This is a genomic window from Leptospira wolffii serovar Khorat str. Khorat-H2, from assembly GCF_000306115.2.
In the GTDB taxonomy this organism is placed as follows: domain Bacteria; phylum Spirochaetota; class Leptospiria; order Leptospirales; family Leptospiraceae; genus Leptospira_B; species Leptospira_B wolffii.
Genome location: NZ_AKWX02000020.1, coordinates 909090 through 934798, shown reverse-complemented (window position 1 = coordinate 934798; position 25709 = coordinate 909090). Strand labels below are relative to the sequence as shown.

General features: G+C 46.2%; 25 protein-coding genes and 2 tRNA genes. 12 read left to right on the top strand and 15 right to left on the bottom strand.

The genetic code is table 11. The annotated features are described in order from the left end of the window. The first annotated feature begins 22 nt into the window (after window positions 1–22). The 7 genes from fusA to prmC all read left to right on the top strand — a co-directional run bounded on the left by fusA (window position 23) and on the right by prmC (window position 6862). Window positions 23–2143, top strand: coding sequence for an elongation factor G (fusA, locus tag LEP1GSC061_RS17630; protein WP_040509110.1), 2121 nt, complete (start codon window positions 23–25; stop codon window positions 2141–2143). A gap of 91 nt (window positions 2144–2234) precedes the next feature. Beyond that, complete coding sequence (locus LEP1GSC061_RS17625) at window positions 2235–2882, top strand: LIC_10271 family cell wall hydrolase (RefSeq protein WP_016546266.1); 648 nt, start codon at window positions 2235–2237, stop codon at window positions 2880–2882. 44 nt (window positions 2883–2926) lie between these two features. Next, complete coding sequence (locus LEP1GSC061_RS17620) at window positions 2927–4156, top strand: amidohydrolase family protein (RefSeq protein WP_016546796.1); 1230 nt, start codon at window positions 2927–2929, stop codon at window positions 4154–4156. Window positions 4157–4180: 24 nt separating this feature from the next. Beyond that, entirely contained in the window at window positions 4181–5236 is a 1056-nt protein-coding gene (locus LEP1GSC061_RS17615) for a tetratricopeptide repeat protein (protein ID WP_016546746.1), read from the top strand. Next, complete coding sequence (locus LEP1GSC061_RS17610) at window positions 5237–5878, top strand: Crp/Fnr family transcriptional regulator (RefSeq protein ID WP_016546113.1); 642 nt, start codon at window positions 5237–5239, stop codon at window positions 5876–5878. It begins immediately after the preceding gene. A gap of 29 nt (window positions 5879–5907) precedes the next feature. Then, a tRNA-Arg gene (locus LEP1GSC061_RS17605) sits at window positions 5908–5984 on the top strand. 14 nt (window positions 5985–5998) lie between these two features. Next, entirely contained in the window at window positions 5999–6862 is an 864-nt protein-coding gene (gene prmC, locus LEP1GSC061_RS17600) for a peptide chain release factor N(5)-glutamine methyltransferase (protein WP_016545977.1), read from the top strand. Between the two features lie 49 nt (window positions 6863–6911). Here the strand turns inward: prmC and LEP1GSC061_RS17595 are convergent, their stop codons facing one another. From LEP1GSC061_RS17595 to rpsT, 11 genes are all read right to left on the bottom strand, one after another. Further along, on the bottom strand, window positions 6912–7166 hold the full coding sequence (locus LEP1GSC061_RS17595; protein ID WP_040509107.1) for a DUF433 domain-containing protein: 255 nt from the start codon (window positions 7164–7166) through the stop codon (window positions 6912–6914). Next, window positions 7144–7605, bottom strand: a complete 462-nt coding sequence (locus LEP1GSC061_RS17590; protein WP_016545964.1) for a hypothetical protein — start codon at window positions 7603–7605, stop codon at window positions 7144–7146. Before LEP1GSC061_RS17590 ends, LEP1GSC061_RS17595 begins: the two co-directional genes overlap by 23 nt. 72 nt (window positions 7606–7677) lie before the next feature. After that, on the bottom strand, window positions 7678–8307 hold the full coding sequence (locus LEP1GSC061_RS17585) for a hypothetical protein (protein ID WP_016546274.1): 630 nt from the start codon (window positions 8305–8307) through the stop codon (window positions 7678–7680). A gap of 108 nt (window positions 8308–8415) precedes the next feature. Beyond that, window positions 8416–8760 carry a P-II family nitrogen regulator gene (locus tag LEP1GSC061_RS17580; RefSeq protein WP_016546707.1) on the bottom strand — a complete coding sequence of 115 codons (345 nt, stop codon included), beginning with the start codon at window positions 8758–8760 and terminating at the stop codon, window positions 8416–8418. 38 nt (window positions 8761–8798) lie between these two features. Beyond that, complete coding sequence (locus LEP1GSC061_RS17575; RefSeq protein ID WP_040509101.1) at window positions 8799–10094, bottom strand: ammonium transporter; 1296 nt, start codon at window positions 10092–10094, stop codon at window positions 8799–8801. 315 nt (window positions 10095–10409) lie between these two features. Then, window positions 10410–12014, bottom strand: coding sequence for a carboxyl transferase domain-containing protein (locus LEP1GSC061_RS17570; RefSeq protein WP_016546556.1), 1605 nt, complete (start codon window positions 12012–12014; stop codon window positions 10410–10412). Window positions 12015–12031: 17 nt separating this feature from the next. Beyond that, complete coding sequence (locus LEP1GSC061_RS17565) at window positions 12032–13075, bottom strand: GlmU family protein (protein ID WP_016545996.1); 1044 nt, start codon at window positions 13073–13075, stop codon at window positions 12032–12034. A gap of 5 nt (window positions 13076–13080) precedes the next feature. Next, complete coding sequence (gene glmS, locus LEP1GSC061_RS17560) at window positions 13081–14913, bottom strand: glutamine--fructose-6-phosphate transaminase (isomerizing) (protein WP_016546028.1); 1833 nt, start codon at window positions 14911–14913, stop codon at window positions 13081–13083. Between the two features lie 3 nt (window positions 14914–14916). Then, on the bottom strand, window positions 14917–16308 hold the full coding sequence (gene glmM, locus LEP1GSC061_RS17555; protein WP_016546878.1) for a phosphoglucosamine mutase: 1392 nt from the start codon (window positions 16306–16308) through the stop codon (window positions 14917–14919). 37 nt (window positions 16309–16345) lie between these two features. Then, window positions 16346–16418 (bottom strand) — tRNA-Val (locus LEP1GSC061_RS17550). A gap of 16 nt (window positions 16419–16434) precedes the next feature. Next, window positions 16435–16710 (bottom strand): 30S ribosomal protein S20, encoded by a 276-nt coding sequence (gene rpsT / locus LEP1GSC061_RS17545; protein WP_016546744.1) that lies wholly within the window; start codon window positions 16708–16710, stop codon window positions 16435–16437. 405 nt (window positions 16711–17115) lie between these two features. Between rpsT and LEP1GSC061_RS17540 the strand changes: the two genes are divergently transcribed. The 3 genes from LEP1GSC061_RS17540 to LEP1GSC061_RS17530 are packed head-to-tail and all read left to right on the top strand — an operon-like array spanning window position 17116 to window position 19721. Beyond that, window positions 17116–18225 carry an LIC_10450 family protein gene (locus tag LEP1GSC061_RS17540; RefSeq protein ID WP_040509885.1) on the top strand — a complete coding sequence of 370 codons (1110 nt, stop codon included), beginning with the start codon at window positions 17116–17118 and terminating at the stop codon, window positions 18223–18225. Window positions 18226–18234: 9 nt separating this feature from the next. After that, complete coding sequence (locus LEP1GSC061_RS17535; protein WP_016546474.1) at window positions 18235–19029, top strand: hypothetical protein; 795 nt, start codon at window positions 18235–18237, stop codon at window positions 19027–19029. Beyond that, on the top strand, window positions 19026–19721 hold the full coding sequence (locus tag LEP1GSC061_RS17530) for a glycosyltransferase family 2 protein (RefSeq protein WP_016545985.1): 696 nt from the start codon (window positions 19026–19028) through the stop codon (window positions 19719–19721). The genes LEP1GSC061_RS17535 and LEP1GSC061_RS17530 overlap by 4 nt, the downstream gene beginning before the upstream one ends. A 9-nt stretch (window positions 19722–19730) precedes the next feature. Here LEP1GSC061_RS17530 and LEP1GSC061_RS17525 read toward each other — a convergent pair whose 3' ends face one another. Further along, on the bottom strand, window positions 19731–21320 hold the full coding sequence (locus LEP1GSC061_RS17525) for an LA_3751/LA_3752 family putative glycosyltransferase (RefSeq protein ID WP_016546418.1): 1590 nt from the start codon (window positions 21318–21320) through the stop codon (window positions 19731–19733). After that, window positions 21317–22894, bottom strand: coding sequence for an LA_3751/LA_3752 family putative glycosyltransferase (locus LEP1GSC061_RS17520; protein ID WP_016546195.1), 1578 nt, complete (start codon window positions 22892–22894; stop codon window positions 21317–21319). The genes LEP1GSC061_RS17525 and LEP1GSC061_RS17520 overlap by 4 nt, the downstream gene beginning before the upstream one ends. A 201-nt stretch (window positions 22895–23095) precedes the next feature. On the opposite strand from LEP1GSC061_RS17520, the gene LEP1GSC061_RS17515 reads away from it, so the two are divergent. Together LEP1GSC061_RS17515 and bufA2 are read left to right on the top strand one after the other, a co-directional pair. Next, window positions 23096–23695 (top strand): YceI family protein, encoded by a 600-nt coding sequence (locus tag LEP1GSC061_RS17515; protein WP_016546856.1) that lies wholly within the window; start codon window positions 23096–23098, stop codon window positions 23693–23695. A 160-nt stretch (window positions 23696–23855) separates the two neighbouring features. Further along, window positions 23856–24119, top strand: a complete 264-nt coding sequence (gene bufA2, locus LEP1GSC061_RS17510) for a BufA2 family periplasmic bufferin-type metallophore (protein ID WP_016546637.1) — start codon at window positions 23856–23858, stop codon at window positions 24117–24119. Here bufA2 and LEP1GSC061_RS17505 read toward each other — a convergent pair. After that, window positions 24106–24864 (bottom strand): HvfC/BufC N-terminal domain-containing protein, encoded by a 759-nt coding sequence (locus LEP1GSC061_RS17505; RefSeq protein ID WP_016546308.1) that lies wholly within the window; start codon window positions 24862–24864, stop codon window positions 24106–24108. The genes bufA2 and LEP1GSC061_RS17505 overlap by 14 nt on opposite strands. Continuing rightward, a complete protein-coding gene (gene bufB, locus LEP1GSC061_RS17500) occupies window positions 24861–25676 on the bottom strand; it encodes an MNIO family bufferin maturase (protein ID WP_016546121.1) in 816 nt (271 codons plus the stop codon). Before bufB ends, LEP1GSC061_RS17505 begins: the two co-directional genes overlap by 4 nt. Window positions 25677–25709: the final 33 nt, after the last annotated feature.

The window sequence follows — 25709 nt, the reverse complement described above, 5'->3', positions numbered from 1 at the left end:
GGGACTTTTAAAGAGGACTCTAATGAGCACTGCAGTTGCGGATTTCAAACCCAGCGAGAAACTCCTGAAAACCAGGAATATAGGTATTTCCGCCCATATCGACTCGGGAAAAACCACTCTTACCGAAAGGATTCTATTCTATACGAACCGTATCCATGCCATCCACGAAGTTCGTGGAAAAGACGGAGTGGGTGCGAAAATGGACAGTATGGAATTAGAGCGGGAAAGAGGGATTACGATCCAATCCGCCGCTACCTACTGCCAGTGGAAAGGGCATACCATCAATATTATCGATACTCCGGGCCACGTGGATTTTACCGTGGAAGTGGAGCGCTCTCTGCGGGTTCTCGACTCCGCAATCCTCGTGCTTTGCGGGGTTGCAGGTGTGCAGTCCCAGTCCATCACAGTGGACAGACAGATGCGTCGTTACAACGTTCCTCGCGTTGCATTCATCAATAAACTGGACCGTACCGGTGCGAATCCGTTCCGAGTCATCGATCAGCTTCGTGAAAAACTGAAACACAACGCTGTTCCGGTCCAAATTCCTATCGGTCTGGAAAACGATCTGCAAGGAATCGTGGATCTGGTGACCATGAAAGCCGTTTATTTCGAAGGAAAAGACGGAATGGAAATCACCGAGAAGGAGATTCCCGCCGAACTTCAAGAGCTCGCTCAGAAAAAACGCGAAGAGTTGTTAGACGCGGCTTCCATGTTCTCCGACGAGCTTACCGAAGCTATGCTGGAAGGCGAGCCTACCGTAGAACAGATCAAAACCGCGATTCGTAACGGTGCGATCGCTCTGAAGCTTACCCCTGTTTTCATGGGTTCCGCTTTCAAAAATAAGGGAGTACAAAAACTTCTGGATGGAGTCTTGGATTATCTCGCTTCTCCGGTGGACGTAGTCAACTCCGCTCTAGACATCAAAAACGAATCCGAAAAGATCGTCCTTCCCTCCGACAAGGACAAACCTCTCGTTTGCTTGGCATTCAAATTGGAAGACGGTCGTTACGGTCAGTTGACCTACGTTCGTATCTATCAGGGAAGAATCCAGAAAGGTATGACGATCTATAATATGTCGACCAACAAGAAACATAACGTTGGTCGCCTATGTCGTATGCACTCCGACGAAATGGAGGATATCGATTCCGCCGAAGCGGGAGACATTATCGCTCTCTTCGGTATCGATTGCGCTTCCGGGGATACCTTTACCGACGGAAAAATGAACGTTTCCATGGAGTCCATGTTCGTTCCCGCGCCGGTGATCTCCTTGACCATCGAAGCAAAAGAATCCAAGCATTTGAACAACCTGGCGAAAGCTCTTAACCGCTTCACCAAAGAAGACCCGACCTTCCAGACTCACGTGGATCAGGAATCCGGACAAACCATCATCAAAGGGATGGGAGAGCTTCACCTCGAAGTTTATATCGAGAGGATGAGACGCGAGTACGGTGTGGAACTCATCACCGGAGCTCCTCAGGTTGCGTATCGTGAAACCATCACCAACCGCGCGGATTTCGACTACACCCACAAGAAACAGACGGGTGGTCAGGGTCAATTCGGTCGTGTGGCCGGATTCATCGAGCCGATTCCTTTGGAAGAAGGAAAGGATTACGAATTCGTAAACAGTGTCGTGGGTGGTGCCATCCCTCGCGAATACATCTCCTCCGTGGACAAAGGCTTCAAGAGCTGTCTGGAAAGAGGTAGCATGATCGGATTCCCTATCATCGGGGTAAAACTGACCATCAACGACGGTTCCTACCACGATGTGGACTCTTCCGATATGGCATTCCAAATCGCAGGACGCTATGCATTCCGCCAAGGTTTCAGCAAGGCTTCTCCTCAGATTCTGGAGCCTATCATGAGAGTGGAAGTGGACGGCCCGGCTGAGTTCCAAGGTGCGATCCTCGCTTCCTTGAACCAAAGAAGGGGTATGATCCTGAATACCACCGAGCAAGACGGTTATTGTAAGGTAGAGGCGGAAGTTCCTCTGGCGGACATGTTCGGATACTCCACCGTTATCCGTTCCTCCACCCAAGGAAAAGCCGAGTTCTCCATGGAATTCTCTCGCTACGCTCCTGTTCCTAGAAACGTTGCGGAAGAATTGATGAAAAAATACAAACCGAACACCAAAGACGAAGATTAATCTCCGAAAAGAGGAAAATCTTTCCGAAAAAGGGAGTCCGAACGGGCTCCCTTTTCTTTTTATAAGGACTCCGATTGCCGATATTATTCTTATGCGGAGAAGAGTCCGAATCCATCTAATCTATTTGCCGATTCTCCTCCTCCCCGTTTCCTTAATTTTCCCGGGGACGCCGCCTAAAACGCATACGGTGCAACCCAAGGAGACCGCCTTCTCCATATCCCAAAAGTATAAATTGGATTGGAGAATCCTATTAGAATGGAACGGCAAAAAGGAATCCGAAGGACTCAAAGTGGGAGAAAAGCTCAAGTTACCTCCCGACCCTTCCCGAATCAGAGAATTACCGGAGTCTTCCGAGCAGGCGACAGGGCAGAATTTTTCTGGGAGATTCCATTCTCCTCTCAAGAAACTTCCTCCCGTGGCTCTTCCTTATTCTAGCCTATCGTATTTTCCGAATAAAGGCGTACTGTTCAAAGCCAGTCGACATAAGGATGTGCATTCCGTTTCCGGGGGAAAGGTAGTTGTACTGGACCAAATGGACGGTTATAGGAAATATATTATTTTAGAGCATCGAGGCGGATTCTCCAGCGTTTACGCCAATTTAGGTTCCGTATCCGTAAAGGAAGGGGAGATCGTTAAACCGGGAGAGCCGATCGGAGAGTTGGAAGAGGGTAAGGGACTCTATCTTCAGGTCAACCAAGGTACCAAAGCGATCGATCCGATATCGTTTCTTAAACGCTAATCGTTTCGTCTATTTAAGGACTCATACGGCGGGATTTACACGGAATGGAATGGGAAATCGTTAATTCTAAAGCGGTGACTCCGAAAGGAATCATAGAGAACGCGACTATCCGGATCCGCGACGGAAAGATCGCTTCGATCAGCGCAGGAATTCCCAAGGATTCTCTTCCCATCCGATTGAATCTGGGTGGGCTCTTCGTTTATCCCGGATTCATCAACGCTCACGATCATCTTCTAGGCACCTATCTTCCTAAAGTCGGAACCAACCGTCCTTATCCGAATTGGCTACCCTGGGATAACGATCTTAAATCCTCCGTCGTATACGCGGAGAGGCAGCAACTAGAGCCGGAACAATTGTATTTCTTAGGCGGATACAAGAATCTAATCAGCGGAGTCACTTCCGTTCTGGATCATATTCCTCATTTCGTCCAGTCCCCCTTCTTAGAGAATTTTCCGGTTCGGATCCTAAGCCGATTTACCCTGGCTCATAGCATTTGCTCCTACTCCCTCGGTTGGGGAGACGGCCCGGAAATCGAATACGCCCGAGCCAAGGAAGGAAATCTTCCTTTCGTCACGCATATTTCGGAAGGCTTCGACGAGGAGTCCGAAAATGCGGTCCAAAAACTGCAATCCATCGGTTGTTTAGGAGAGAATTCCGTACTCGTTCACGGGATCGCTTTCGATTCCGAAGACGTGAAAGCTGTGGCCAAGGCCAAAGCGAATCTAGTCTGGAGCCCGGAATCCAATCTATTCCTATTCGGAAAGACGGCCCCCATACGGGAATTATTGGAAGCCGGAGTCAACGTAAGCCTAGGCACGGATTCCCCCATGTCCGGATCCTTGAATCTTCTGGGAGAAATCAAGTCCGCTCGGGAATTTTATAGAAAGGAATACGGAGAAGAATTGGATCCTAAAATTCTTTTCAGAATGGTCACCGAAAATCCGGCCAAAGCATTCCGAATTTCGGATGAATTAGGAAGTTTGGAGGCGGGTAAAATCGCCGACCTAGTCGTTCTTTCCGGGGAGAAAGACAACGCTTACGATGTGCTATCCTCCGCGGATTTGCGTTCGGTGAGACTGGTAGTCAGAGACGGCAAGCCCGCATACGGCGACCTTTCTTTGAAGGAATTTTTTGACGAAACAGGTGTGGAAGGACGAGAAATTAAGATCGCCGGAACCGATAAATACCTTGCCGGGGATCCCCTAGGGTTGATAGAATCGGTAACCCGGGCCCTTGGTTACAAAAAGGATTTGGCATTTTTTCCCGTCGGGTAGATTTAAGAGTGGAAGGTAACGGTCTTGGCTGGGCCCATAATCCGAAATTATAAAGGCGGCTCCATTATATACTTCGAGAAAGATCGATCGGAGGATATCTATGTTCTCCGGCAGGGTCGCGTCGTATTAACGTACACCGCTATCGATACAGGTTACGAAGTAAAAGAAGATGTGCGCTTAGGCGAATTCTTCGGAGTCAAATCCGCTCTGGGAAAGTATCCTAGAGAAGAAACCGCACAGGTAGTAGGCGGCGCAACCGTGCTCGCGTTCAAACTTTCCGATTTCGAGACATTCGTTTCGGAAAAGACCCATCTCATTCTCAAAATGATGAAGGTGTTTTCTAGCCAGCTCAGGCAGGTTCACAAGAAATTGAGAGAGATTCTCGGTCAGGCGGAAGCCAGAAACCCCGCCTTCGAGCTCATGAACGTGGCGGAAGTTTTCTATAAGAATAATAACTTCGAACACGCCGCCTATGCTTTCGGCAAATACTTGGAACATTATCCAAGCGGACCCTACGCGGGGAGAGCGACGGAACTCCAGGACCTGGCAAGAAAAGGGACTCCTTACCCGATCAATATGCCTCCTTTGGTTTACGACGCCGCTTCCACTCGTATGACCCAGGAAAATTTGCAGAATATCATGAAACCGGCTGCGGAGAAGACGAACCTAGGAGCGGGAACGGACAACTCCATCACTTCGCTTTACAATCGCGCCCACACTTTCCTAAATGTGGGCAAGTTCGAGGAAGCTGCCGGTATCTTTAAGGACCTGATGGTCCGAAACGACTTCAAGTACGATAGCGAGAAAAAGCTGGTGGATAACGCTCTTTTCCAAATGGGAGTTTGCTTCCTGAAACTGGAAAATCTGGAGACTGCGAGCAATACATTCTCCGCTTATATCAAGAAGCATCCTTCCGGAGAATCGGTCAAAGAGTCCTTATTCCATCTGGCAGAAATCGCCGAGCAACAAGGAGATCGCCAAAGAGCGGGCATGCTCTTCGGAAAAGTAGCCCTTCTCCCTCCGGAAAGAGACAGCCTTTCTCAGAAGGCCCGCCAGAAAGCCAAGGAGCTAAGCGCTTAAATGGATTTAATGTTAGAGTCCATGTTCTCCAAGTTCGGTAAGACTTACGAACCGAACCAGATCATATTTTGCGAGAACGAACCCGGAAACGATTTCTATCTGATCCAAGCGGGCAAGGTGAAAATCACCAAGACCGTGGGAAATTCCATCAAGACATTGGATATACTGGAACAGGGAGATATCTTCGGAGAGATGGCGATCTTAGAAGAGCAGCCTAGAAGCGCGACAGCCATCGCGATTTCCGAAGTGAAGGTATTGAATTTCAACCGGGCGAATTTCGAACTATTGATGACCAAGAATCCCACTCTTGCGCTAAAGATCCTCACCATATTCTCCGTGCGTATTTACGATGCCAAGAGAAGATTGCTGATCCTTCTTCTGGACGATATCATAGGAAAAGTAGCCGACGTATTTCTCATGCTTTACGAGAAAATGCACACTCATACGGAATTCAAAGAAGTGGTTCTGAATGTGACCGTAGAGGATGTGGCCGACTGGTGCGCCCAACCTGTGGGAGAAGTCCAGAAAGTGGTGAACCAATTCGCAAAAAGCGGTAAAATCGAGATATACTCCGATAAAATCGTTATTCACAATATTAACGACTTCCAGAGAATAGTCTCCCAGAAGCGCAAACCGGCTTAAACCGGAATTCGAGTCTTAGAAAACGAATCGGTCCCGTAGCTCAGGTGGACAGAGCAGAAGTTTCCTAAACTTTTGGTCGGAGGTTCGAATCCTCTCGGGGCCACCATTATTCCAATTTAGATGACCGATTCCGCAGATACCGTAATCCAACTTCTCCGAAAATCGGAGGAATTCCTAAAAAAGAAAAATATCCCCTCCGCGCGTTTGGATGCGGAACTACTACTCGCGGATCTATTGCGGATTCCAAGAGTGAAGCTCTATGTGGATTTCGAAAGACCACTCTCCTCTTCCGAAAAGGACGCATATCGGGAAAGAATCGTAGAGAGATCCAAATCCCGTCCCACAGCATACATTATCGGAAAGAAAGCGTTCTTCGATTCAGAATTCTTAGTGAACGAGTCTGTGTTGATTCCGAGACCGGAAACGGAGGAGTTGGTGGCCTGGGTTCTGGAAGAATTCCAAGACAAGGAGTCCGAATTGCAGGCTCTAGACTTATGCTCCGGAAGCGGCTGCATAGGGATCAGTCTAGCAAAAGCAAGATCCAAATGGAGCCTTTCCTTTTCCGACCTTTCCCGAGAAGCCCTGGAAATCAACGGAAAGAATATTCAAGAAATATTAAATACGGATAGAACGTTACCACTCTACCAAGGGGATCTATTCTCTTCCATACCGAACGAAAACAGATTCGATCTGATCGTATCCAACCCTCCGTATATTCCCGAGTCGGAAAAATCTTCTCTAATGAAGGACGTAGCGGATTACGAACCTCATTTGGCCCTATTCGTATCGGATTTCGAAGCATTTCACAGCCGCATACTGAACGAGGCCAAAAATTACCTAAAACCTAACGGCTTCCTATACCTCGAGACCCATCCGAAATACTCAAATTGGTTAAAAGAAGAAGCTTTGCGGCAAGGTTACTCCGAAGCGATTTCGAAAAAGGACCTCTCAGGGAGAGATAGTTTCGTTAGACTGAAAATTTAGAATAGAGTTCCTATTCTATTCGTCCGGTAAACGGAGCCTAAAAAGACCTTCACGCGACCTGAGTAGTCTCGTTCGGTATATTTTCAATTCTCTCATGTCCAATCATGCGATAAGCGTAAACAAGACAGGCTTGGATATCTTCAGGCTCCAACCATGAATAGCCTTCTAAGATTGTTGTAGTATTATCTCCTGCAGCAAGCATCCCAAGGATATGCTCAACAGCAAGGCGACGGCCTCGAATAATCGGCTTACCTCCGAATATTTGAGGGTTAAACGTAATTCTATCTAGCAACCGAGGAAACATAACCCCGTAATCTACCTTCCTTTTCCATTAGGATCAAACGATCCACTTCCTCCAAAACGAAAGAATCGTTTACACCACGAATTCTCTCGTATGTCCGTATCATAGCTAAAGCACCCGAATACGAATCATCCTTCTTTCTTCCGCTTAATAATTGCGGCTTTATATTTCCGGCAACAAACGAACCGAACAGAAATTCCTTGTATTCCAGATCACGTGTAAACCAAGGCAAAAGCTTTTGTGATACGATCACTTGCACATCCTTACTTTCGTAGGTAAAAGCTAAGATATACCTACATGCCTCTTTTGCCCCCGGGCTCAAAGGATCCGCTTCGATTACGTTTATCTTCTTCAGGAGGGATTCTCTAACATCGGAATCTATCCCGGAAGAGAATGCACTCATAGAGAAAAGTAAAATGAACGCGAGAATCGGTTGCTTCATCCAGGAACTTCTCCTTGAGAATTTAACTGAGAATCCCGTTTGCATATTCGAGGAGGTCTTTCCCGCGTTCCCTTATTTGACAAACTGCAAATTGTAAAACAAAGGAGTATCTCTCAGATACTTGGAAAGCACATTAGGATCGTTGGCTAAATAAAATACGTAGGCCTGCGCGATATTCTTCTTATAAAGCATCATCAAGATTCCGTATTTGTATTTGGAATCGAAATTAGGGCTTACATGCAAAGAGATCGTCGCTCCCCAGTCCGCTCCGAATTCGGACTTTACCGCAGCCGGAGGGAAGAATGCGGGTTTCGTATCGGGCAATCCTCCCCCTCCTATGTTCATGATCATCACGATAAAATCCTGGATATGCTCGTCTTCTTTCATCGGAGCCATCACTACCCCGGGGGTTTTGCTCAATTCCTTGTATTGTTTGATATATTCGTCCAAGGGACGGATCGCATAACGTAGTTCGAAATCGTCGGATTTGGATTTCAAAAAGTAATCGTAAGGAAAAGGCGAGCTGTCCGCCGAATATTTGAGTTCGAAACCATCCGGAAGAGGATTTACGATTCTCATCTTTGCTCTATTCAGGGAGTTTCGTAGGTTCTCCTCGGATTTCAATTTTACTTCGGAAGAAACGCAGGAAAATAGAAGAAAAGAAGGGATAAATAAAAGAAGGCAAATAATTTTCTTAGGCATGAATTTAACCGGTTGGGATTCTCGGCGGATTCGGCGGAAGTGCAAGTACAAAAATGGGGTCGGTAAGGCACCGACCCCGAAGCTAGTTTCGACTCGTATGGGGAAGAATTAAATCGCTGAGCTTCCTCTTTCTCCGGTACGGATACGGATCACATCCTCGAGAGGAAGGATCAGAATCTTTCCGTCTCCGATCTTTCCTTCGCCGGTTTTGGCAGCCTTGAGAATGGCGTCGACGGTCGGCTTAACGAACTCGTCGTTGACTGCGATTTCCAATCTAACCTTTCTCAAAAGGTTTACTTGGTATTCGTGTCCGCGAAAAACCTCGGTTTTTCCTTTTTGCTGCCCGTAGCCTTGCACGTCGCTTACGGTAAGCCTGTAAATTTCATTCTTAGTAAGCTCCGCTTTTACCTCTTCCAGTTTATGTGGCTGGATAATTGCTACGACTAATTTCATATGCTCTCCTTTACTTAGTGTATAAATTCATGCGAAGGTTAAATGATATAACCTTTCTCTCCGTGAATCTCCGCATCGAGACCCGCGATTTCTTTCTCTTCGGAAATTCTGAATCCGATCGTTTTCTCTATGATGAAAACGAGGATTAAGGAAACGACGAAAGAGTAAGCGCCGGTAGCGACTACGCTGATCAACTGAACGATTACCTGATCGGTGCGAGTTGCGACTCCTGCTCCGAGAGAAACGGTGAATACCCCGGTAAGAATAGCTCCTACAGCTCCACCAACTCCGTGTATACCGAACGCATCCAAAGAATCGTCGTATCCGAGTTTTCCTTTCAGAAGGATCGCTCCGTAGCAGATCGGAGATACGATCAATCCGAGGATAATAGCTCCTTGCAGATCCACGAATCCGGCAGCGGGAGTGATAACCACGAGACCGGCTACGATTCCGGAAGCTGCACCGAGTGCGGTCGCTTTCTTAGTATGAAGATATTCGATCAAGAGCCAAGCTACGCCGGCTGCCGCAGGTGCGATCAAAGTCACTGCGAATGCTCTGGCTGCCAATCCGTTCGTTGCCAAACCGGATCCGGCGTTAAATCCGAACCATCCGAACCACAGGAACCCGGCGCCTATCAGAGTATAGGTGAGGTTGTTCGGAGCAATAAGAGCAGGACCTTCTCCTTTACGTTTTCCGAGAACGATGGCCGCTGCAAGACCGGCGATACCGGAAATCAAGTGGACTACGGTTCCTCCCGCAAAGTCCAGAGCGCTTTTTTGGAATAACCATCCGTCGGAGTCCCAGACCCAGTGAGCGACGGGATCGTATACCAAGGTTGCCCAAGCCAGAATGAATACGATATAACCTGAAAGTTTTACCCTTTCTGCAATCGCTCCGGATATAAGCGCAGGAGTGATCAAAGCGAACATTCCTTGGAACAAGAAGTGGATGTATTTAGGAATTGTTCCTTCCAGAGTCTCGGTATCGACTCCGTTCAGGAAAAGAAGACCGAAATCACCGTAATACGGATTGCTTCCGTCGAAAGCAAAGCTGTATCCGAAGATAGTCCACTGAAGAGTAAGGACTAAGATCGCGATGAAGCTGTGCATCATGGTCGATAGAACGTTCTTAGAGCGCACGATCCCGCCGTAGAACAGCGCAAGACCGGGAATCATAAAGAACACGAGTGTGGAAGCGACGATCATCCACGCGGTATCACCTTTATCCAATGTAGGAGCCGGTGCCGGAGGAGGGGTTGTAGTTGCGTCCTGGCCCCATAGAACCGCAGGGATCAATAGGAACAGGAACGGGATTAGTTTTTTGGCCGATTTCATTTTCTCAAATCTCATCTCGGAATTTGTTTTAATCCGTATTTTGCAAGAAGAGTACCTGAGAGTAAAAAAGGCGGAAAAAAGAGTAAAAAAATCTTAAATAGGACTCCCTGTCCGAAAAACCAGTTCTCTTAAGGCATATGGGCCTCTTTCGCAACCCAAGAGTAAGATTTCTCTAGAATAAGGGATGAGTCTCTCCAGTAGAGCCTAACAGTTTTGCGTACTTTTTAGGCATATTTTTCCAACCTGTTGGAAAAATGGATAAATCCAATAGAATCACGGGCCCAAATCCCCTGGGCCAGCGTCTAACTATACCAATTACATCCGGAAAATGGCGTAGGATGGATCTTTTTTCGCGGAGAAGTCGGAATAAAGAGCCAGTCCCAGAGATTCTCTAGTCCGGGCCGGATCCAGAATACCGTCATCCCAAAGTCGAGCCGTAGAATAAATACAGGAGGAGCGACGATCGTAGTCTTCTAAAATCGGTCTGCGGAATTCGTTTTGCTCTGCTTCGGAGAGGGCTTTGCCTTCCTTCTCCAATTGCTCCATTTTAACGGTTAAAAGAACATTCGAAGCCTGTTCCCCGCCCATAACGGAAATTTTCGCGTTCGGCCACATCCAAAGAAAACGAGGACCGAAAGCTCTACCGCACATTCCGTAATTTCCGGCTCCATAGGAACCGCCGATCACTACGGTATATTTAGGAACCACGGAAGTCGAGACCGCGTTCACCATCTTGGCTCCGTCTTTAGCGATTCCTGCATTCTCGTATTTCTTACCTACCATAAAGCCGGTAATGTTTTGGAGAAAGACGAGAGGGATCTCCCGTTGATTGCATAACTGGATAAAATGTGCAGCTTTCAGGGAACTTTCGGAGAATAGTACCCCGTTGTTTGCGACAATACCTACTAGCTTTCCGTAGATATTCGCAAAGCCAGTAACGATCGTAGTCCCATAATATTTTTTGAATTCTTGAAAACGGGAACCGTCCACTACTCTTGCGATCACTTCTCTTACATCATAAGGCTTACGAATATCCTTTTGGATGATCCCGTAAATTTCCTCCGGATCGTATAAAGGATCCTCGAAAGTTATGGATTCCGGACTTTTTCCTTTCGCATTTCCTAAACTGGAAACGATATGTCTGGCGATCTCCAAAGCGTGACGATCGTTTTCGGCATAATGGTCCGTGACTCCGGAAATCCTACAATGCACGTCCGCCCCGCCTAATTCTTCCGGAGTAACTACTTCTCCCGTGGCGGCTTTTACAAGAGGGGGGCCTCCTAAGAAAATAGTCCCGTTTCCTTTAACGATCACCGATTCGTCGGACATCGCAGGGATATAAGCCCCTCCTGCGGTACAGCTTCCCATCACGATGGATATTTGGGGAATTCCCTCTCTGGAAAGATTGGCCTGGTTGTAAAAGATTCTGCCGAAATGTTCCTTGTCCGGAAACACTTCGTCCTGCATGGGAAGAAAAGCTCCGCCGGAATCCACCAAGTAAACGCAAGGAAGCCGATTCTCTCTGGCGATTTCCTGAGCGCGGATATGCTTTTTGACTGTGAGCGGATAATAAGTTCCGCCTTTTACGGTAGCATCATTGGCTACGATCACGCAGGGACTTCCCGATATTCTTCCGATTCCGGTGACTATGCCTGCGGAAGGAACATCGTCGGAGTAGACTTTTTCTCCGGCCAAGGCGGAGAATTCCAAGAAGGGAGTGTCGGAATCGACGAGTCCGCGAATTCTTTCTCTCGCGGTCAATTTTCCGCGGCTCTTATGCCTTTGTATGGATTTTTCGCCTCCTCCTTGGGAGACTTTGTCCAAAAGCATACGGACCTCCTCCACTTTCTCGGAGAGGTCTTTAAAGTTTTCCTTATATTCGGGAGACGAGGTCCTAATCTGGGATTCCAATACTTCCATGCGATCTCCTCGGAATATTATTTTCTCACCTTGCTTTCGTATAGAATTCTTATCAGTTCGGCTTCGGATGCGGATAATTCCCTGTTTCTACGAGCCATGATCTTGCGGGAATCTCTAAGGAACAAATCCAGGATATAGGGTTGTCCGTCGGCCCAGGCAAAAGGCGGAAGATAACCACCCACTTTATTCGAGATCACATTGCACCCGAAATCAATTACTGTGCCCGTATTCAGCATCACTCCGATACCGATTTTGGAGAAATCACCGATAATGGATCCGAATTTGATGGACCCTGTGGTGGTTTCGTGGCCTTCTTCCCGGATCTTAACCACTCCATAATTATTCTTTAGATCCGAAGTGGTGGAAAGAGCGCCAATGTTCACCCAACTTCCCACCAGAGAATGCCCCAAAAATCCTTCGTGATGTTTATTCGTAAAATCTAATATAATGCTATCGCCGACTTCTCCGCCTATTCTGCATACGTTTCCGATGGAAGTGCTGCCCGTGATCCTGGCATTATCTATATGGGATCCGTGCCCGATATATAGCGGTCCTTCCAGGAAAGAAAAGGACGTGATCTTAACGTCCTTGTCGATGATGACCGGCCCGGAAGTGACGTCTATAACCACTCCGGGATAGATCTTTGCGGAAGGATGCACATGAACGTGTTTGGACTTACCCACGATCTGGAAATCTCCGGATTTCACCTTTAGCTTGCGGGCCCATTTCCGCAGATCCTTGTTTAAATCCAGATCCTGTTCGATGCTTCGCCCCAAACTCTCGATCGATTTCCAAGGTAGGAAGTCTTCCGGAGACACGATGAGATCCACCTCTTTTCCGTCATATTCCGCGATCTTGGGGTTTCTTTCGAAGAACGTTTTTTCGAAGGCCGGATTGGAGTGTCTATAATAGATCTTTGCGTCCGAATACTGCTCTTTCAATCTCTGTAGCGGATTCAGAATACCGTCCCGGATTTCTACGAAGGACCGAATTCGGGTCAGGGCTCCCAATCCGGAGGGAGTCTCCTGCTCATCGATCAATATTCTCTGAATCCTGCCCATGAGAATTACTCCACGGTTACGGATTTTGCCAGGTTACGAGGTTGATCGGGAGGACAACCCCGAGCTACGGCCGAATAGTATGCGAGCAATTGCAAAGGAAGTACGTTCAAAATAGGGCTTAGAATCTCGGGACAATCCGGAACCTCGAAGCAATAATCGGATAGCTCTCTTGCTTCGGTATCCCCTTCCGTCACTATGGAAATGATGATACCGTTACGCGCCTTGATCTCCTGGATATTAGAGAGCATTTTGCTATAGATCTCGGATTTAGTAGCGATGCAAACCACGGGAACTTCGTTTGTGATAAGCGCGATCGGACCGTGTTTGAATTCTCCTCCGGCGTATCCGGAAGCGTGGATATAAGAGACTTCCTTGAGTTTCAAAGCGCCTTCCAGAGCCACGGGATGATTATAAGTCCTTCCTAAAAATACGAAGTCCTTGGTCTTGGTAAAGTCGGCCGCCCAGGTTTCCAGGAGATGAGCTTGAGCCAAAATCCTTTCCATCTTTCCGGGAAGAAGGCGGATTTCCTCCAGAAGAGTCTTTAACTCATCGTCGGAAACGATCCATTTCAATCTGGCCACATATAAGGAAAATAGAAGAAGGTTGATTACCTGAGCGGTAAACGCTTTAGTACTTGCGACGCCGATTTCAGGACCTGCATCCGTGCGGATAAAAGAATCCGATTCCCTAGCGATGGTAGAATTCACGTTGTTCACCAAAGAGAGAACCTTGATGAACTTGGCTTTGGCTTCCAAGATCGAAGCCAAAGTATCCGCAGTCTCACCCGACTGGGAAATCCCCACGATCAGTGTATCTCCTTCCACCACGGGATTTCTATAGCGAAACTCGGAAGAGGTCTCGGTATCCGTTTGGATTTTCGCGAAATTTTCCAGATAATGCTTACCGAGCATACCCGCATAATAGCTGGTTCCTGCCGCTTGGATGATAATGCGATTTACACGGGACATTACGTCTCGGGAAATATTGCTCTCCGGAAATTCGATCTCTCCGTTGTCTCCGATGCGGGATTGGATGATCCTTCTGAAGATACCGGGTTGCTCGTGGATTTCCTTGATCATAAAATGCGGATATCCGCCTTTATCCACATCCTCGAACTTGATTTCTTGGCTCTTGAACTCGATCTTTTTCTCTTCTCCATCGAAACCGAAAACCGTACATTCGGTTTTCGTAAAATAACCCCATTCTTTGGAGTTGATATAATACACTTCCCGACAATTGCGGGTGAGAGGAGAGATATCGGAAGCCAGATAATATTCTTCTTTTCCTTTACCTAGAAGAAGAGGCGCTCCGTCCTGTGCGAAATACACTCTGTCCGGCTCGTTATCGAAAACGACTGCGATGGCCCATTTTCCGTGAACCCTGTCGAATAATTCCAGAAAGGCTTCCCGATTGGTTTTGCCTCTTTTCTTACTCTCAGCAAGAAGATTGGGAATCACTTCGGTGTCGGTCATGCTATGGAAGACGAAACCTTTTTGCTTCAATTCCTGGCGAAGCTCCCCGTAGTTTTCGATGATTCCGTTATGAACTACTGCGACGGTGGACTTGGAATCCGTGTGAGGGTGAGCGTTTATCTGATTGGGTTCTCCGTGGGTCGCCCAACGGGTATGCCCGATTCCTACATTCCCTCTGACGGGATGTTCCTTCAGATAGCTCTCGAGATCTTTGATCTTACCTCTTTGTTTACGGACTTGGATTTCTCCCTTGTCCAAAACGGCGATCCCTGCCGAATCGTAGCCTCTGTATTCCAGACTGATCAGGCCCACTACGAGCACCGACTCCACGTTTTTTTCGCCAGCGTATCCTACGATTCCACACATACTTTAAGAATTCTCCATAATCCGTCCGGCTTTTTCCAGAAGAGATTCCAGATCCTTTTTGGACCTAGCCTCCCCTATCACCCGGAGGATCGGCTCCGTATTCGAAGGCCTGATATGTATCCAGGAATTTTCCGCCGCCAAACGTAAACCGTCCCTCGTATCTTCCTTATAATCGGAAAAGGCGCTACGAAAGCGAGAATAGATTTGGTCCGTCTTTTGCCCCGCGATTTTATACGCAATTTTGCGCATATGGACCGCCGGAAGACCGCCGAACACAGTTTCAGCGTCTTCTCCCCTCAGGGCAAGCAGATTCAAGATATGAGCCACCCCCGAAAGGGAATCCCGACCGAAAGAAGGAATCGCAGGATCTATGACTCCGCCATTCCCTTCTCCGCCGAAAACGGATTTTCGGTGTATCATTTCCGCAACAACGTTGGCTTCTCCCACCTTAGACCGGTAAGTGGGAATTCCTACTGAGTCGGCGACCCAATCGTTTACGAAGCTAGTGGAGAGATTCACGGTGATCGAAGCTTTTTTGGGAATTCGACCGGAACCTAAATAGGAAAGAAAACTGAGAGGAAGAGTCAATTCTTCCGAAATCGCTCCCTTCTTGGGAGAAAGTACTACCAAACGGTCCGCATCCGGATCCAAGGCAAATCCTATGTCGGCCTTGGATTGTTTTATGATCCTAGAGGACTGTTTTAACGCTTCCGGAGTCGGCTCGGGCGGCCGAGGAAAGGTTCCATCCGGCTTGCAATTGTGTGGAATAACCTTACAACCCAGGCGTTTTAACAATTCCGGTAAAACGAAGCTTCCGCCCCCGTTCACGGCATCTAAGAATACGGTGTATTTTTTCTTTTTAATGGCGGCGACATTGACTCTTGCGAGTACGGAATCGATATGCGCTTGGATCCGATCCCTTCCGTCTTCGACACTAGAGTTCGGTTTGAACTGAAAAGGTTTATAATCTTCCTTTCTTACCAAATGCAAGAGATTTTCCAGATCTTTCGCATTCGTGAAGAATCCGCCGGGACCGATGAATTTAAAAGCGTTCCAAATCACCGGATTATGAGAGGCAGAGATCATGATTCCACCAGCCGCGCCGGATAGGTTCACCACAGCTTTTACAGTGGGAGTAGGAACGATCCCGAGTCGGATCACCTTCTTGCCCATACCCAACATGATTCCTATGGCGATGTTTTCGATATATTCTCCGCTTGGCCGAGAATCCCGACCGATTACGACCGTATTTCCGGGGAGCCAGGATCCGAACGCCCGCAACGCCTGAAAAATCACATCGGAACTTAAGCCCGTGGGGATGATTCCTCGGATTCCGGAAACGGAGACCATAAGGTCGGGGTGCTGGAAAACAGGTTTTTGGGGATTCAGAGCCATGCTTCCAAGGGGTATATGTATGGGAGGGAAAAAAACATGGGCGATGACAGGATCGAACTGCCGACATCCTCCTTGTAAGGGAGGCGCTCTCCCAGCTGAGCTAATCGCCCGTTATGATAACGGTTCTTACGCGGAAGCAGCTGCTTGGCTATTGATGCGCAAAGCCATCCGGCTCTTTTTGCGGTCCGCATTTTTAGAGTGGATGAGATTGGTTTTAGCTGCTTTGTCCAAAAGAGAAGCGTATTCTTTGTACAAAGTCGGGATAGTATCCTTTTCTCCGTCATGAAGCGCTTTTAGGATCTTTTTGGCCTGAGTCCTAAGGCGGTTCCGGTTTTGAGAATTTGCCGCATTCCTGCGTTTAGTTCTACGGATATCTTTTTCTGAAGATTTAATATTCGCCAAGGATCGACCTTCCTATCGAGGTATACGCCCAGGTTTTCGTACCTTAGTCCCCTGTCAATGCGGTTTTGGTCCTATTCTTCTCGGTTTAATCGCTTTTTCGGGAAGCGACAGAATCCAAACTCCGGGAAATGAAGACCCGCCCATGGTTCGGCGGATAACGAATCGGAAGTGAAAAATCCGGCCCGACCGAAGACGAACGATGCACGTTATTTGCACTTGTCCCGGACGAGACAGACGAAACTTCACCCAAATAGGGGAGAAAAACCGTTCTACGCCGATCTTCATTTCGTTTGGAAATATTTTTTTGCATTGCCGATATTAAAAAATATTTCTTTAATATCGGATTCGCGTAATAATAAGATTCTTTTTATCCGTCGTATTAAGAATCCTTCGGTTCAACGATATATGCTCTCTAGACAGGCCAATGATTACATCATAGTGAATTCGATCGATGAAATCGATCCGAACAAGCTTTCCTTGGCTCAACTGGGGACTAAATATTTGGACCGGAACGGAAACCGTTACGCTGTCCGTTTCAATAAGGAAAGTAGAAAGGCGGAAATCATCCGGATCACCTTGCAAAAGGTTTCGGAAATCGCCACTCACTCCAAGCCGAAACCCTCTCGCTCTGGAACCAAATCCAATCCCCTGGATCTGGACAAACTTTCGAATTTACTCAAGAATACAAAGCACCCCAGTGCCGACTGGATCGAAAACCTGGCGGAAAAGACAAAACAAAAAACTGCCTCTGAACCTACGAACTCCGAAAGAAGCGCAAGCGCATTCTTACCGACAAGAGAGCCGGAAACGGTTTCCGAGAGTATGGAATCCAGAATTTCCACCCCTTCTTCGGATAACTTCGACCTTTCCAAGGTGGACCTGAATATATCGGACGCAGGGTTTTCTTCTTCTCCTCCCGGAAGTTCGGATGTTCCCATATTTATAGAATCGCTCGAAGCAGGATCCTCTAGGGAAACCAAATACATCGAGGATTCCGTTCAACAATTCCAGAAGATTAAGGAAAGGATCGAGTCGGTCCTAAATAATATCCGTAATTCCAAAATCTTCGAAGCTACCGGAGATCCTTCGGACAATAAGAATATCGTGGGGAATCTCACCAGAGAATTCGATATCGAATTCTTCCAAAAACTGGAGAAGATTTTAAACTATCATAAAGAGCTTACCTCCTATCCCAGATCCATTACTTACTATATAGCCAAATACGAATCCGGAAGAAAGCAGGCCCTGCAATCCAGAACCTCCGACCAGGAAAAGCTCAAGCTGGTGATCCGTTGGGAGATGCAGGAAATGCTGTTAGCTTTGGCAAGAAAGCTCAAGAAAATGGTTTTGAATTGCCTAAACGTCCTAAATACCAAAAACGATAACCATCTGAAGCAGGTCCCCTACAACCAGCAGCAGATGTACAAAGACGCTCGCAGCGCCTTATTATATTGCTCGGAAGATATCGGAGCCCTACTTATCTCCTTGCAAAAATGGGCCGATAGCGAAGGCTAAACCCTTTGCATGCCTCTTAGCGACCAAGAAATAAAATCCTTAGTGGAAAAGCTCCGTTCCGAATACCGGGACGGCGCCAAACAAAGTCCGAAGCTCTTCGACGGAAAGGGCTTCGAAGACAGATATATCCAGACCCTGAAACACAGGGGCAATATCGAATCCTTCTTAAAGGAAGAAGTTTCGTTTTTGGAGAAAGTAAAGGCCAAACATCAGGAATTGGTCGAAAAAAGGAACGCCGCCAAAGGAGAAACCATCAATCGGATTTTGGACGAGCAGGAAGAGAAACTCTCCAAATACCAAAGAGTCGATTTCCATCCCCTGGCAAGAACGGAAATGCGTTTTTTTTACGGAGCCATGACCAATTTCGCGGATACGGAGTTGCCTGTTCTGATCCATATCTTCAGAGGAACTCCCGAATACTCCTCATTCCAGGACAGTATCTCAGTAATCGAGAGAATCGGGGTTACAAAGAGAGGAATGCCTTCTCTTCGCATCGCCGAGCATATCAAGGCTTTATTAGATGCGAACGGAAATCAATCCTCCATGGAAAGGGATAGCCAGAATATTCTAAAGGAAGTCTGCATCGCTCTGGCCGCCCTGCGTAAAACGATTCAGGAATGTATCGAGAAGAATAGAGTTAGCGACCGAATGACAGTGCAAGTCAACGATAGGGACTATCCCAAAGCGGCTGAAGCTTACCGTAATTTGCTTTTCGGAATCGCACTGGAAAAAATAATAGTCAAGACCGAAAGCATCATCCGGGATTTCCGTATGAGTGAATTAGTCGGGCTGGACGCTAAATGAAACTATCGATCGTAATCCCTTGCTATAACGAAAAACATACGATTAAAAACATATTAGAAACCGTTAAAAAGGTTCCTTATAAAAATAAAGAGATCATTTTAGTCGACGACTTCTCGACGGACGGAACCAGAGAACTCCTTCAGACCGCGCCTTTTAAAAAACTGGTCGACCAGCTTGTATTCCATGAGCAAAACCAAGGCAAGGGAGCGGCGCTTAGAACCGGATTCAAAGCTGCAAAAGGCGATATCGTGATCGTCCAAGACGCGGATTTAGAGTACGACCCTTTCGAGATTCCCGAAGTAATCGATCCCATCTACAAAGGAAAAGCCGACGTGGTTTTCGGAAGTAGATTCATGGGCGGGAGAGCTCATAGAGTCGTATACTATTGGCACAGACTAGGGAATCTATTCCTGACTACTTTATCCAATATGTTCACGAATATCAATCTCACCGATATGGAGACCTGTTATAAGGCTTTCCGGAGAGAAGTGATCCAATCCATCGATATCCAAGAAAATAGATTCGGTTTCGAGCCGGAAATCACGGCTAAGATAGCCAAAATTCCGGATATCCGCATCTTCGAGGTGGGAATATCCTATTACGGACGCACTTACGCGGAAGGAAAAAAGATCGGATGGAAAGACGGATTCCGTGCGATCTATTGTATCCTAAGATATAATCTGTTTAGATGAAAGTTTAAATTACTTAGATTCTTCGGGAATTTCGTACTCGCGGTATTCCCAAAGACCTTTCTTTTCGATTTCACCCTGTTTCCAAAGTCTATTCATACGATCCAACCATAGCGGCTTTCTTTCCGCTTCGGATAGTACTTTCTCTCTGTATTCGTTCATCGCTCTATGATCGGTCTTCGGTAATTTTGCGGCGTATTCTTTAATTCCGTCCCCGTAAGAAATGAAAGCGACCTTGGTCCCCTTCTCTTCTTTCGAAATCTCCCCCAGTAGTCTATCCATCTTAACCCCATCGCTTTCGTCCTGAACGCAAAGAACCCGTTTTCGAAAATAGATCTGTCCGGAACTGCCGCAAAGCATCTCGTCCAGAAACAAGTATGTGGACACGCCGGAAGTCCTATATTCGTTAGAATGATACAAAGAGCGAATCGAACGCATCTCCTTAGCCGTTTTCTTGTATTGTACGACACCCGCGACCGTCATAACGAAAGAATATATTATCAAAACTGAAAATAGAATATTGGTTTTGGATTCCTTCCATTTCCATCCAGAAGCGGTCCAGATCTCGTGCAGAGTCAATACGAATGGGAATAATGCCAACCCGACGTATCTAGGTCCCCAGTTGGAAACTCCGTCGTTGGGGGCCAAGAATGCGATGAGAAGACAAAAACTATAGGCGACGATCGCTAAATGTAAAAATTCTTTTCGAATTCTTTGCCTAAGTCCCTTATCCAATAATAGAATTAAGAGGGGAATTAAAACCGGTAAGCAAAGAAGAAGTCCGGGCATCGAATACTCGCCTACGAGAATATTGAAAGCCCTCTCCCAAACGGTCCCTTCGTTCTTGCCGGTATTGAAGTTTTGAAAATATCTAGGGCCTATAGGATGCTGATAATCGAGAGTATGAAATAATAATAATGCGAGAACCGTTAAGGAAAACGCTACGGAAGTCCAAAATGATTTCTTCCACCAATCTTTTCCGTAAACGATCCAACCTGCCCCCCAAAATAGAGCGTAGAAAACGATCAGCTCCAATCTTAGCCAAACTCCTATTCCCAGGAGTAAGCCCGCGATACTTCCATTCAGTCGATTCTCTCTGGAACGGAAGAAGAAAGTCAGACCCGACAATTCCAGTAAAAGAAGAGGAGGATGTTCGGAAAGTTCCGGCCCCATGAGAAATATATACGTACCGAAGAATGCGAAAAGGATCCAAAAGAAGGATAGATTCCAAAATCGTTTCAGAATGTACGCGGAGATTAGATTCATCGTTCCCAAATAAATGGAAACGATGGGAATCCAACCGAAGACTAGAACGGGAGCCACCAATAGAGTTAAGAATATCGGATATTGTCCGATCATTCTCTCTCCGATTCGAAAAACCATCGGAGCCTTCCAAAGAAAATAATCGTAATTCGGATCGATATCCAAAGAAGGATAAATCAGATTCTCCGAAGAAAATCCAGATTTAAGCATGGAATAAGATTGGTGGAACTTTAATAATTGATCCGAAAAGATCGATTCCCAAGGCTTTATGAAAATCAAAGCGGCAAAATAAAGAACACAGAAAAGGAGGAAGGATTTTTCTATTGTAAGAGTTTTCATTTTTCCGAAATCGAACCGACCCAAATATCGAATAATTTATAAGGAGAGAATTTCAGATCGCTCATTCTCCCGGATAATCCCCGATCCAGCGTCTCCTTATTCCAAGGCTTGGGTCGGATCATAGATCCAGTCAGAGGATCCTTTCTGGGAGTCTCCAGCTTGTAAGCGGTAATGGGATCGTCCTTAAATTGAACGAATGCGACCCTAGTAGTCTCCTTACCTTCTTTACGAATTCTATCCAACAATTCGTAAATTCCGGACTCCGTAGGAGAACAAAATACTTTTTTGAGAACGTAATCCCTTTCCAAAAAAAAGACGACCGATTGGTTATGAAAGACGTAAACGTCTACGTTCAGATTCCGAAGATGATTCAAAATCGTTTCGTTTTCCTTTCTGCCTGCGATCAGGGTAGCGACGCCTAAAACAGTAAGTAAAATCGGAATCGCAAAAGACAGGGAATATAGGAATTTCACCGCATTCTTCTTAAGCCTTGAGAATTTTCTGATCCATAACCATCTGGAAAGTAAGAGTACAGGTAGGATCGCGGGCGACAGATAACGGGGACCGAAATCGATTCCTCCCGTATTAGGCGCCGTAAAGACAACCATAAATAGAAATAGAATCGTACTTAGTATTAAGGCCTTTCTCCTTTCCGAAAGTCTTCCGAAAGACCGAATATAGGAACCGAGCACGTAAAGAGCGAATGGCATATACAGGAAGAATCCGATCAAAAAAGGGTTATTCTTCCAATTAAGAAAAAGGAAGCCTATTACCAAATAGAATCTAGGCATGGATCGCATAACCGCATCCTGGCCGAAATTCGCGGAAAATCTAGGCCCCATAGGTTCGGAATACCGTATCCAATTGAATAATAAGAAGGCGAGGAACAATATCAGAAATCCGTAAAGGAACTTGAATGTGTTCGAATCCAACTTTCTTTTAGATTTAGGAAAAGGAGGAAAACCCTCCAGTATCCATATCGATAAAAGCGTCGACGCGGCGTATAAAATCCCCTCGTGCCTAAACCATACGGAAGCTCCCACGAAGAGTCCAGAATATAGATATTTCCTACGGAAAAGGAATAGAATGCTCAAGGAAAGCAAGGAAAGGAAAATCGTAATTTCCGAATATTCCACTGCTAAAGAAAACAAGTAAGTGCCCAAAAGGCCGATTACCAGAAAGGAATTGGAAAAATTCCAAAATCTACGTAATTGCCAAAGAATAAAAACCAGTCCGGCTAAGCTGATATAAGGAAGCCCGCCGAAACCGAAAAGATAAAGAATAGGAACGGCTATATAAGCCAAAGCGATAGGAAAAACTCCGATCGGCTTACCTTGAATAAAAATATGATTTTCTAGAGGAAAGAAATCCAGTTTCGGATCCAGACTTTCTCCGGGATAAGGAAGAGCTTCCGAAGAGAGAGCGGAGGAAAGCAAACCGTACGCCTGCAGGGATTTTAATTGGGCGTCTTCGAAGGTGGAATATTTAGGACGCGTTAGGATAAAAACTAATATTAAGCAGAATAAAATTCCGATCCATCCGAATAGATTACGCAGATTTTTCGAAATTTTCATTCCTGCCTTCCGAATGCGAGAATCGGATCCATTTTAAAATCCGTTCGGTGATTTGCCTTGTCATAATCCATTGCCCTACTGGAAAATCAAACGGAAAGAACCCGAGAGGTTTTGCGATTTTTTCCGTTAATTTACTTGTAATTACTAACATTACACCCGGAATCTTGTCTAAAAGAATAATAACTTAGGAGCAATTTCCCAGTGAAAAATAAAACCCTACTCGTTTCAGGCCTTCTAGTGCTATTCGCTCTAGGAAGTCTTCAAGCAGGAGATTACAAAATCGACTCTTCCCACACCGGCGTTGGATTTAAAGTAAAGCATTTGGCGATCGCGAATGTGAACGGAAATTTCAAAGAATTCAGCGGTAAATTCGGCTTTGACGAAAAAACGAACGCATTGACCGGACTGGATGTGACCATTAAAGCATCTTCCATCAATACCAACGACTCCGACAGAGACGCTCACTTGAAAAAAGGCGACTTCTTCGACGTGGATAAATACCCCGAACTGACTTTCAAAGTGGCCAATGCGGACATTAAGAAAGGCGGAGTTTCCAAAGTCAAAGGCGACCTAACGATCAAAGGCGTGACCAAGCCCGTAGTTCTTAACGTAAAATTCCTCGGATCCGCTAAAGACCCGTGGGGAAATCAAAAACTAGCTTTCGAAGCAGAAACCAAAATCAAAAGAACCGATTTCGGACTTACCTGGAACAAAACCCTCGAAACCGGCGGAGTTCTAGTAGGAGAAGAAGTTACGATCCAAATCGAAGGACAAGCGGTTCCCGCAGCTCCGGCGAAGTAATCCCTTCTCTCAAACCCCGAGGTCTTTCGGCCTCGGGCTCGCTTTTCCATTTTACTTATCTTATCTTCCAAAAAATGTTTGTTTCCAGCGTAACCTAGATTTAGGTTTATCGAATTCGTTTCGGATCCTTTCCGGATCGATACGAATTTTGAGGGACGCAATGAACGAAGTTACCAAAAACCTAATCATCGGAGCCGCTTTAACGGGCCTTTTCGCAACGGGAGCTATTGCCGAAAACAAGACCGCTCCATCCGAAGACTCCTCCAAAGGAGAATGTCACGGCATTAACTCCTGCAAAGGAACCGGAGACTGCGGTGGAAAAGGCCATTCTTGCGCGGGAAAAAATTCCTGCAAGGGCCAAGGATGGATTTCGATGACCAAAAAAGACTGCGATTCTAAGAAAGGGAATTTTAAGAAATCTTAATCCCTCTTATAAGAGAAGCCCGAGTCAGTCCGGAAAGGAATTCGGAAACGGATTGTATTCCATTCGGAGGATTTCCGGACGATTCGACCGCTTCCAAAACTGAACTTCCTTTCGATAATTCCCTTCCGAATTTCCAATCCCATTCTCCTATTTCCCGGACCAGTAAATCGTTCCCTTCTTTTCCGATCAGAACAAATTGAGTTTCGTAAACCGGAAGTCCCCCGCTTTCTTCCGACTTTCTGTTTTTCCAGAGAGGAAGAATCTTATGTGCATACTTCAAAAACTGCAAGGACTCATGGAACTCTAAGCGCAAATCTTCAGGGTTAGCTTCATGGAACGCGTTTTGCAATTCGAATCTTTCATTCTTGCTCAAATGAAAGATTTCAGAGAGCTTGAGTTCCAAATCCGCTATCTCCGATATAAAAGCATGCTCCTCGAATCTCTCTTTTAGAAAGAAAGGAAAACGCTCGCCGTAATCGGATAAATTATAGGTTCGAGAAGGAAATCTTAGAATATATTCGGAGCATACCTCGAAAAATCCATCGTCTCCTAAAATTCTCCACACCGTTTCAAATTTTTCTCCTAAAGCTTGGATGAGGCGAGCCAAATAACCTTCTTTATAAACTTTTAATGCTTGGAGCGTATTCAGGGATCCTCCCGGCAGGATCAAAGATTCCAAGATCGGCGAGAAGGAATCTCCTCGAATCGATTCCGAAAATTCTTTGCGGAATTCGTTCGGATTCATAACCGATTTTCCGCATTAAGGATTTTATTCATCTTGAACGCTTCCTCTTCTACCTCTCTGAAACTAGGAATCTCGTCGTCCCACTCAAGAAGGATCGGTAGATCCCGTAGTTTCGAAGAAAAGCGTGCAGCCAATTTCCAGACTCCCTCGGAAACAGGACGAGAGTGAGTATCGAATAAAAAATCTCCGGTATCCGTATAACCTGCGACATGGATCTGTTTTACGTTTTCCCAAGGAACGGAATCCAGATATACTTCCGCAGGGAATCCGTGATTTACCGAATTTACATATATATTATTTATATCTAATAGAATTCCGCATCCGCTCCTACGGGACAATTCTCCCAGAAAGTCCCATTCTGACATGCTATCGTTCTTGAATCTCAAATATGTGGATACGTTCTCCAATAGTATCTGTCGCCCCAGGATATTCTGTATCCTGTCTACGCGATCCGAGGCAAAATCCAAAAATTCCCGGGTAAAAGGAAAAGGGAGTAGATCGTGCAAATGCGCATCTCCGCTTTCCGTCCAACACAGATGATCGGAAACTAGAAACGGCTGGATCCTTTCGATCAATTCTTTCCAGTTTTTAAGGTATTTGTCGTCGGGAAATTTTTCTCCCAATACGGAAAGGGAAACTCCGTGCAATGCGATCGGATGGTCGGCTCGAATAAATTCGAGCATCTCCAAAGGCTTTCCCTTGCTATCCATATAATTTTCGGTGATCGCCTCGAACCAGCCTGCGCGCACTTTTCCGCCTTCTCTCAAATAGGCGTAATGTTCTCTTCGTAGTCCGATCCCGATCTTAGACAATGTATTTCCGTTTCCCGAACCTGTAACTAATTT

Bases quoted from the DNA above. Each gene is read 5' to 3' on its own strand.
- fusA (WP_040509110.1), top strand. From the start codon at position 23: ATGAGCACTGCAGTTGCGGATTTCAAACCCAGCGAGAAACTCCTGAAA.
- LEP1GSC061_RS17625 (WP_016546266.1), top strand. From the start codon at position 2,235: ATGCGGAGAAGAGTCCGAATCCATCTAATCTATTTGCCGATTCTCCTC.
- LEP1GSC061_RS17620 (WP_016546796.1), top strand. From the start codon at position 2,927: ATGGAATGGGAAATCGTTAATTCTAAAGCGGTGACTCCGAAAGGAATC.
- LEP1GSC061_RS17610 (WP_016546113.1), top strand. From the start codon at position 5,237: ATGGATTTAATGTTAGAGTCCATGTTCTCCAAGTTCGGTAAGACTTAC.
- prmC (WP_016545977.1), top strand. From the start codon at position 5,999: ATGACCGATTCCGCAGATACCGTAATCCAACTTCTCCGAAAATCGGAG.
- LEP1GSC061_RS17595 (WP_040509107.1), bottom strand. From the start codon at position 7,166: ATGTTTCCTCGGTTGCTAGATAGAATTACGTTTAACCCTCAAATATTC.
- LEP1GSC061_RS17590 (WP_016545964.1), bottom strand. From the start codon at position 7,605: ATGAAGCAACCGATTCTCGCGTTCATTTTACTTTTCTCTATGAGTGCA.
- LEP1GSC061_RS17585 (WP_016546274.1), bottom strand. From the start codon at position 8,307: ATGCCTAAGAAAATTATTTGCCTTCTTTTATTTATCCCTTCTTTTCTT.
- LEP1GSC061_RS17580 (WP_016546707.1), bottom strand. From the start codon at position 8,760: ATGAAATTAGTCGTAGCAATTATCCAGCCACATAAACTGGAAGAGGTA.
- LEP1GSC061_RS17575 (WP_040509101.1), bottom strand. From the start codon at position 10,094: ATGAAATCGGCCAAAAAACTAATCCCGTTCCTGTTCCTATTGATCCCT.
- LEP1GSC061_RS17570 (WP_016546556.1), bottom strand. From the start codon at position 12,014: ATGGAAGTATTGGAATCCCAGATTAGGACCTCGTCTCCCGAATATAAG.
- LEP1GSC061_RS17565 (WP_016545996.1), bottom strand. From the start codon at position 13,075: ATGGGCAGGATTCAGAGAATATTGATCGATGAGCAGGAGACTCCCTCC.
- glmS (WP_016546028.1), bottom strand. From the start codon at position 14,913: ATGTGTGGAATCGTAGGATACGCTGGCGAAAAAAACGTGGAGTCGGTG.
- glmM (WP_016546878.1), bottom strand. From the start codon at position 16,308: ATGGCTCTGAATCCCCAAAAACCTGTTTTCCAGCACCCCGACCTTATG.
- LEP1GSC061_RS17540 (WP_040509885.1), top strand. From the start codon at position 17,116: ATGCTCTCTAGACAGGCCAATGATTACATCATAGTGAATTCGATCGAT.
- LEP1GSC061_RS17535 (WP_016546474.1), top strand. From the start codon at position 18,235: ATGCCTCTTAGCGACCAAGAAATAAAATCCTTAGTGGAAAAGCTCCGT.
- LEP1GSC061_RS17530 (WP_016545985.1), top strand. From the start codon at position 19,026: ATGAAACTATCGATCGTAATCCCTTGCTATAACGAAAAACATACGATT.
- LEP1GSC061_RS17525 (WP_016546418.1), bottom strand. From the start codon at position 21,320: ATGAAAACTCTTACAATAGAAAAATCCTTCCTCCTTTTCTGTGTTCTT.
- LEP1GSC061_RS17520 (WP_016546195.1), bottom strand. From the start codon at position 22,894: ATGAAAATTTCGAAAAATCTGCGTAATCTATTCGGATGGATCGGAATT.
- bufA2 (WP_016546637.1), top strand. From the start codon at position 23,856: ATGAACGAAGTTACCAAAAACCTAATCATCGGAGCCGCTTTAACGGGC.
- LEP1GSC061_RS17505 (WP_016546308.1), bottom strand. From the start codon at position 24,864: ATGAATCCGAACGAATTCCGCAAAGAATTTTCGGAATCGATTCGAGGA.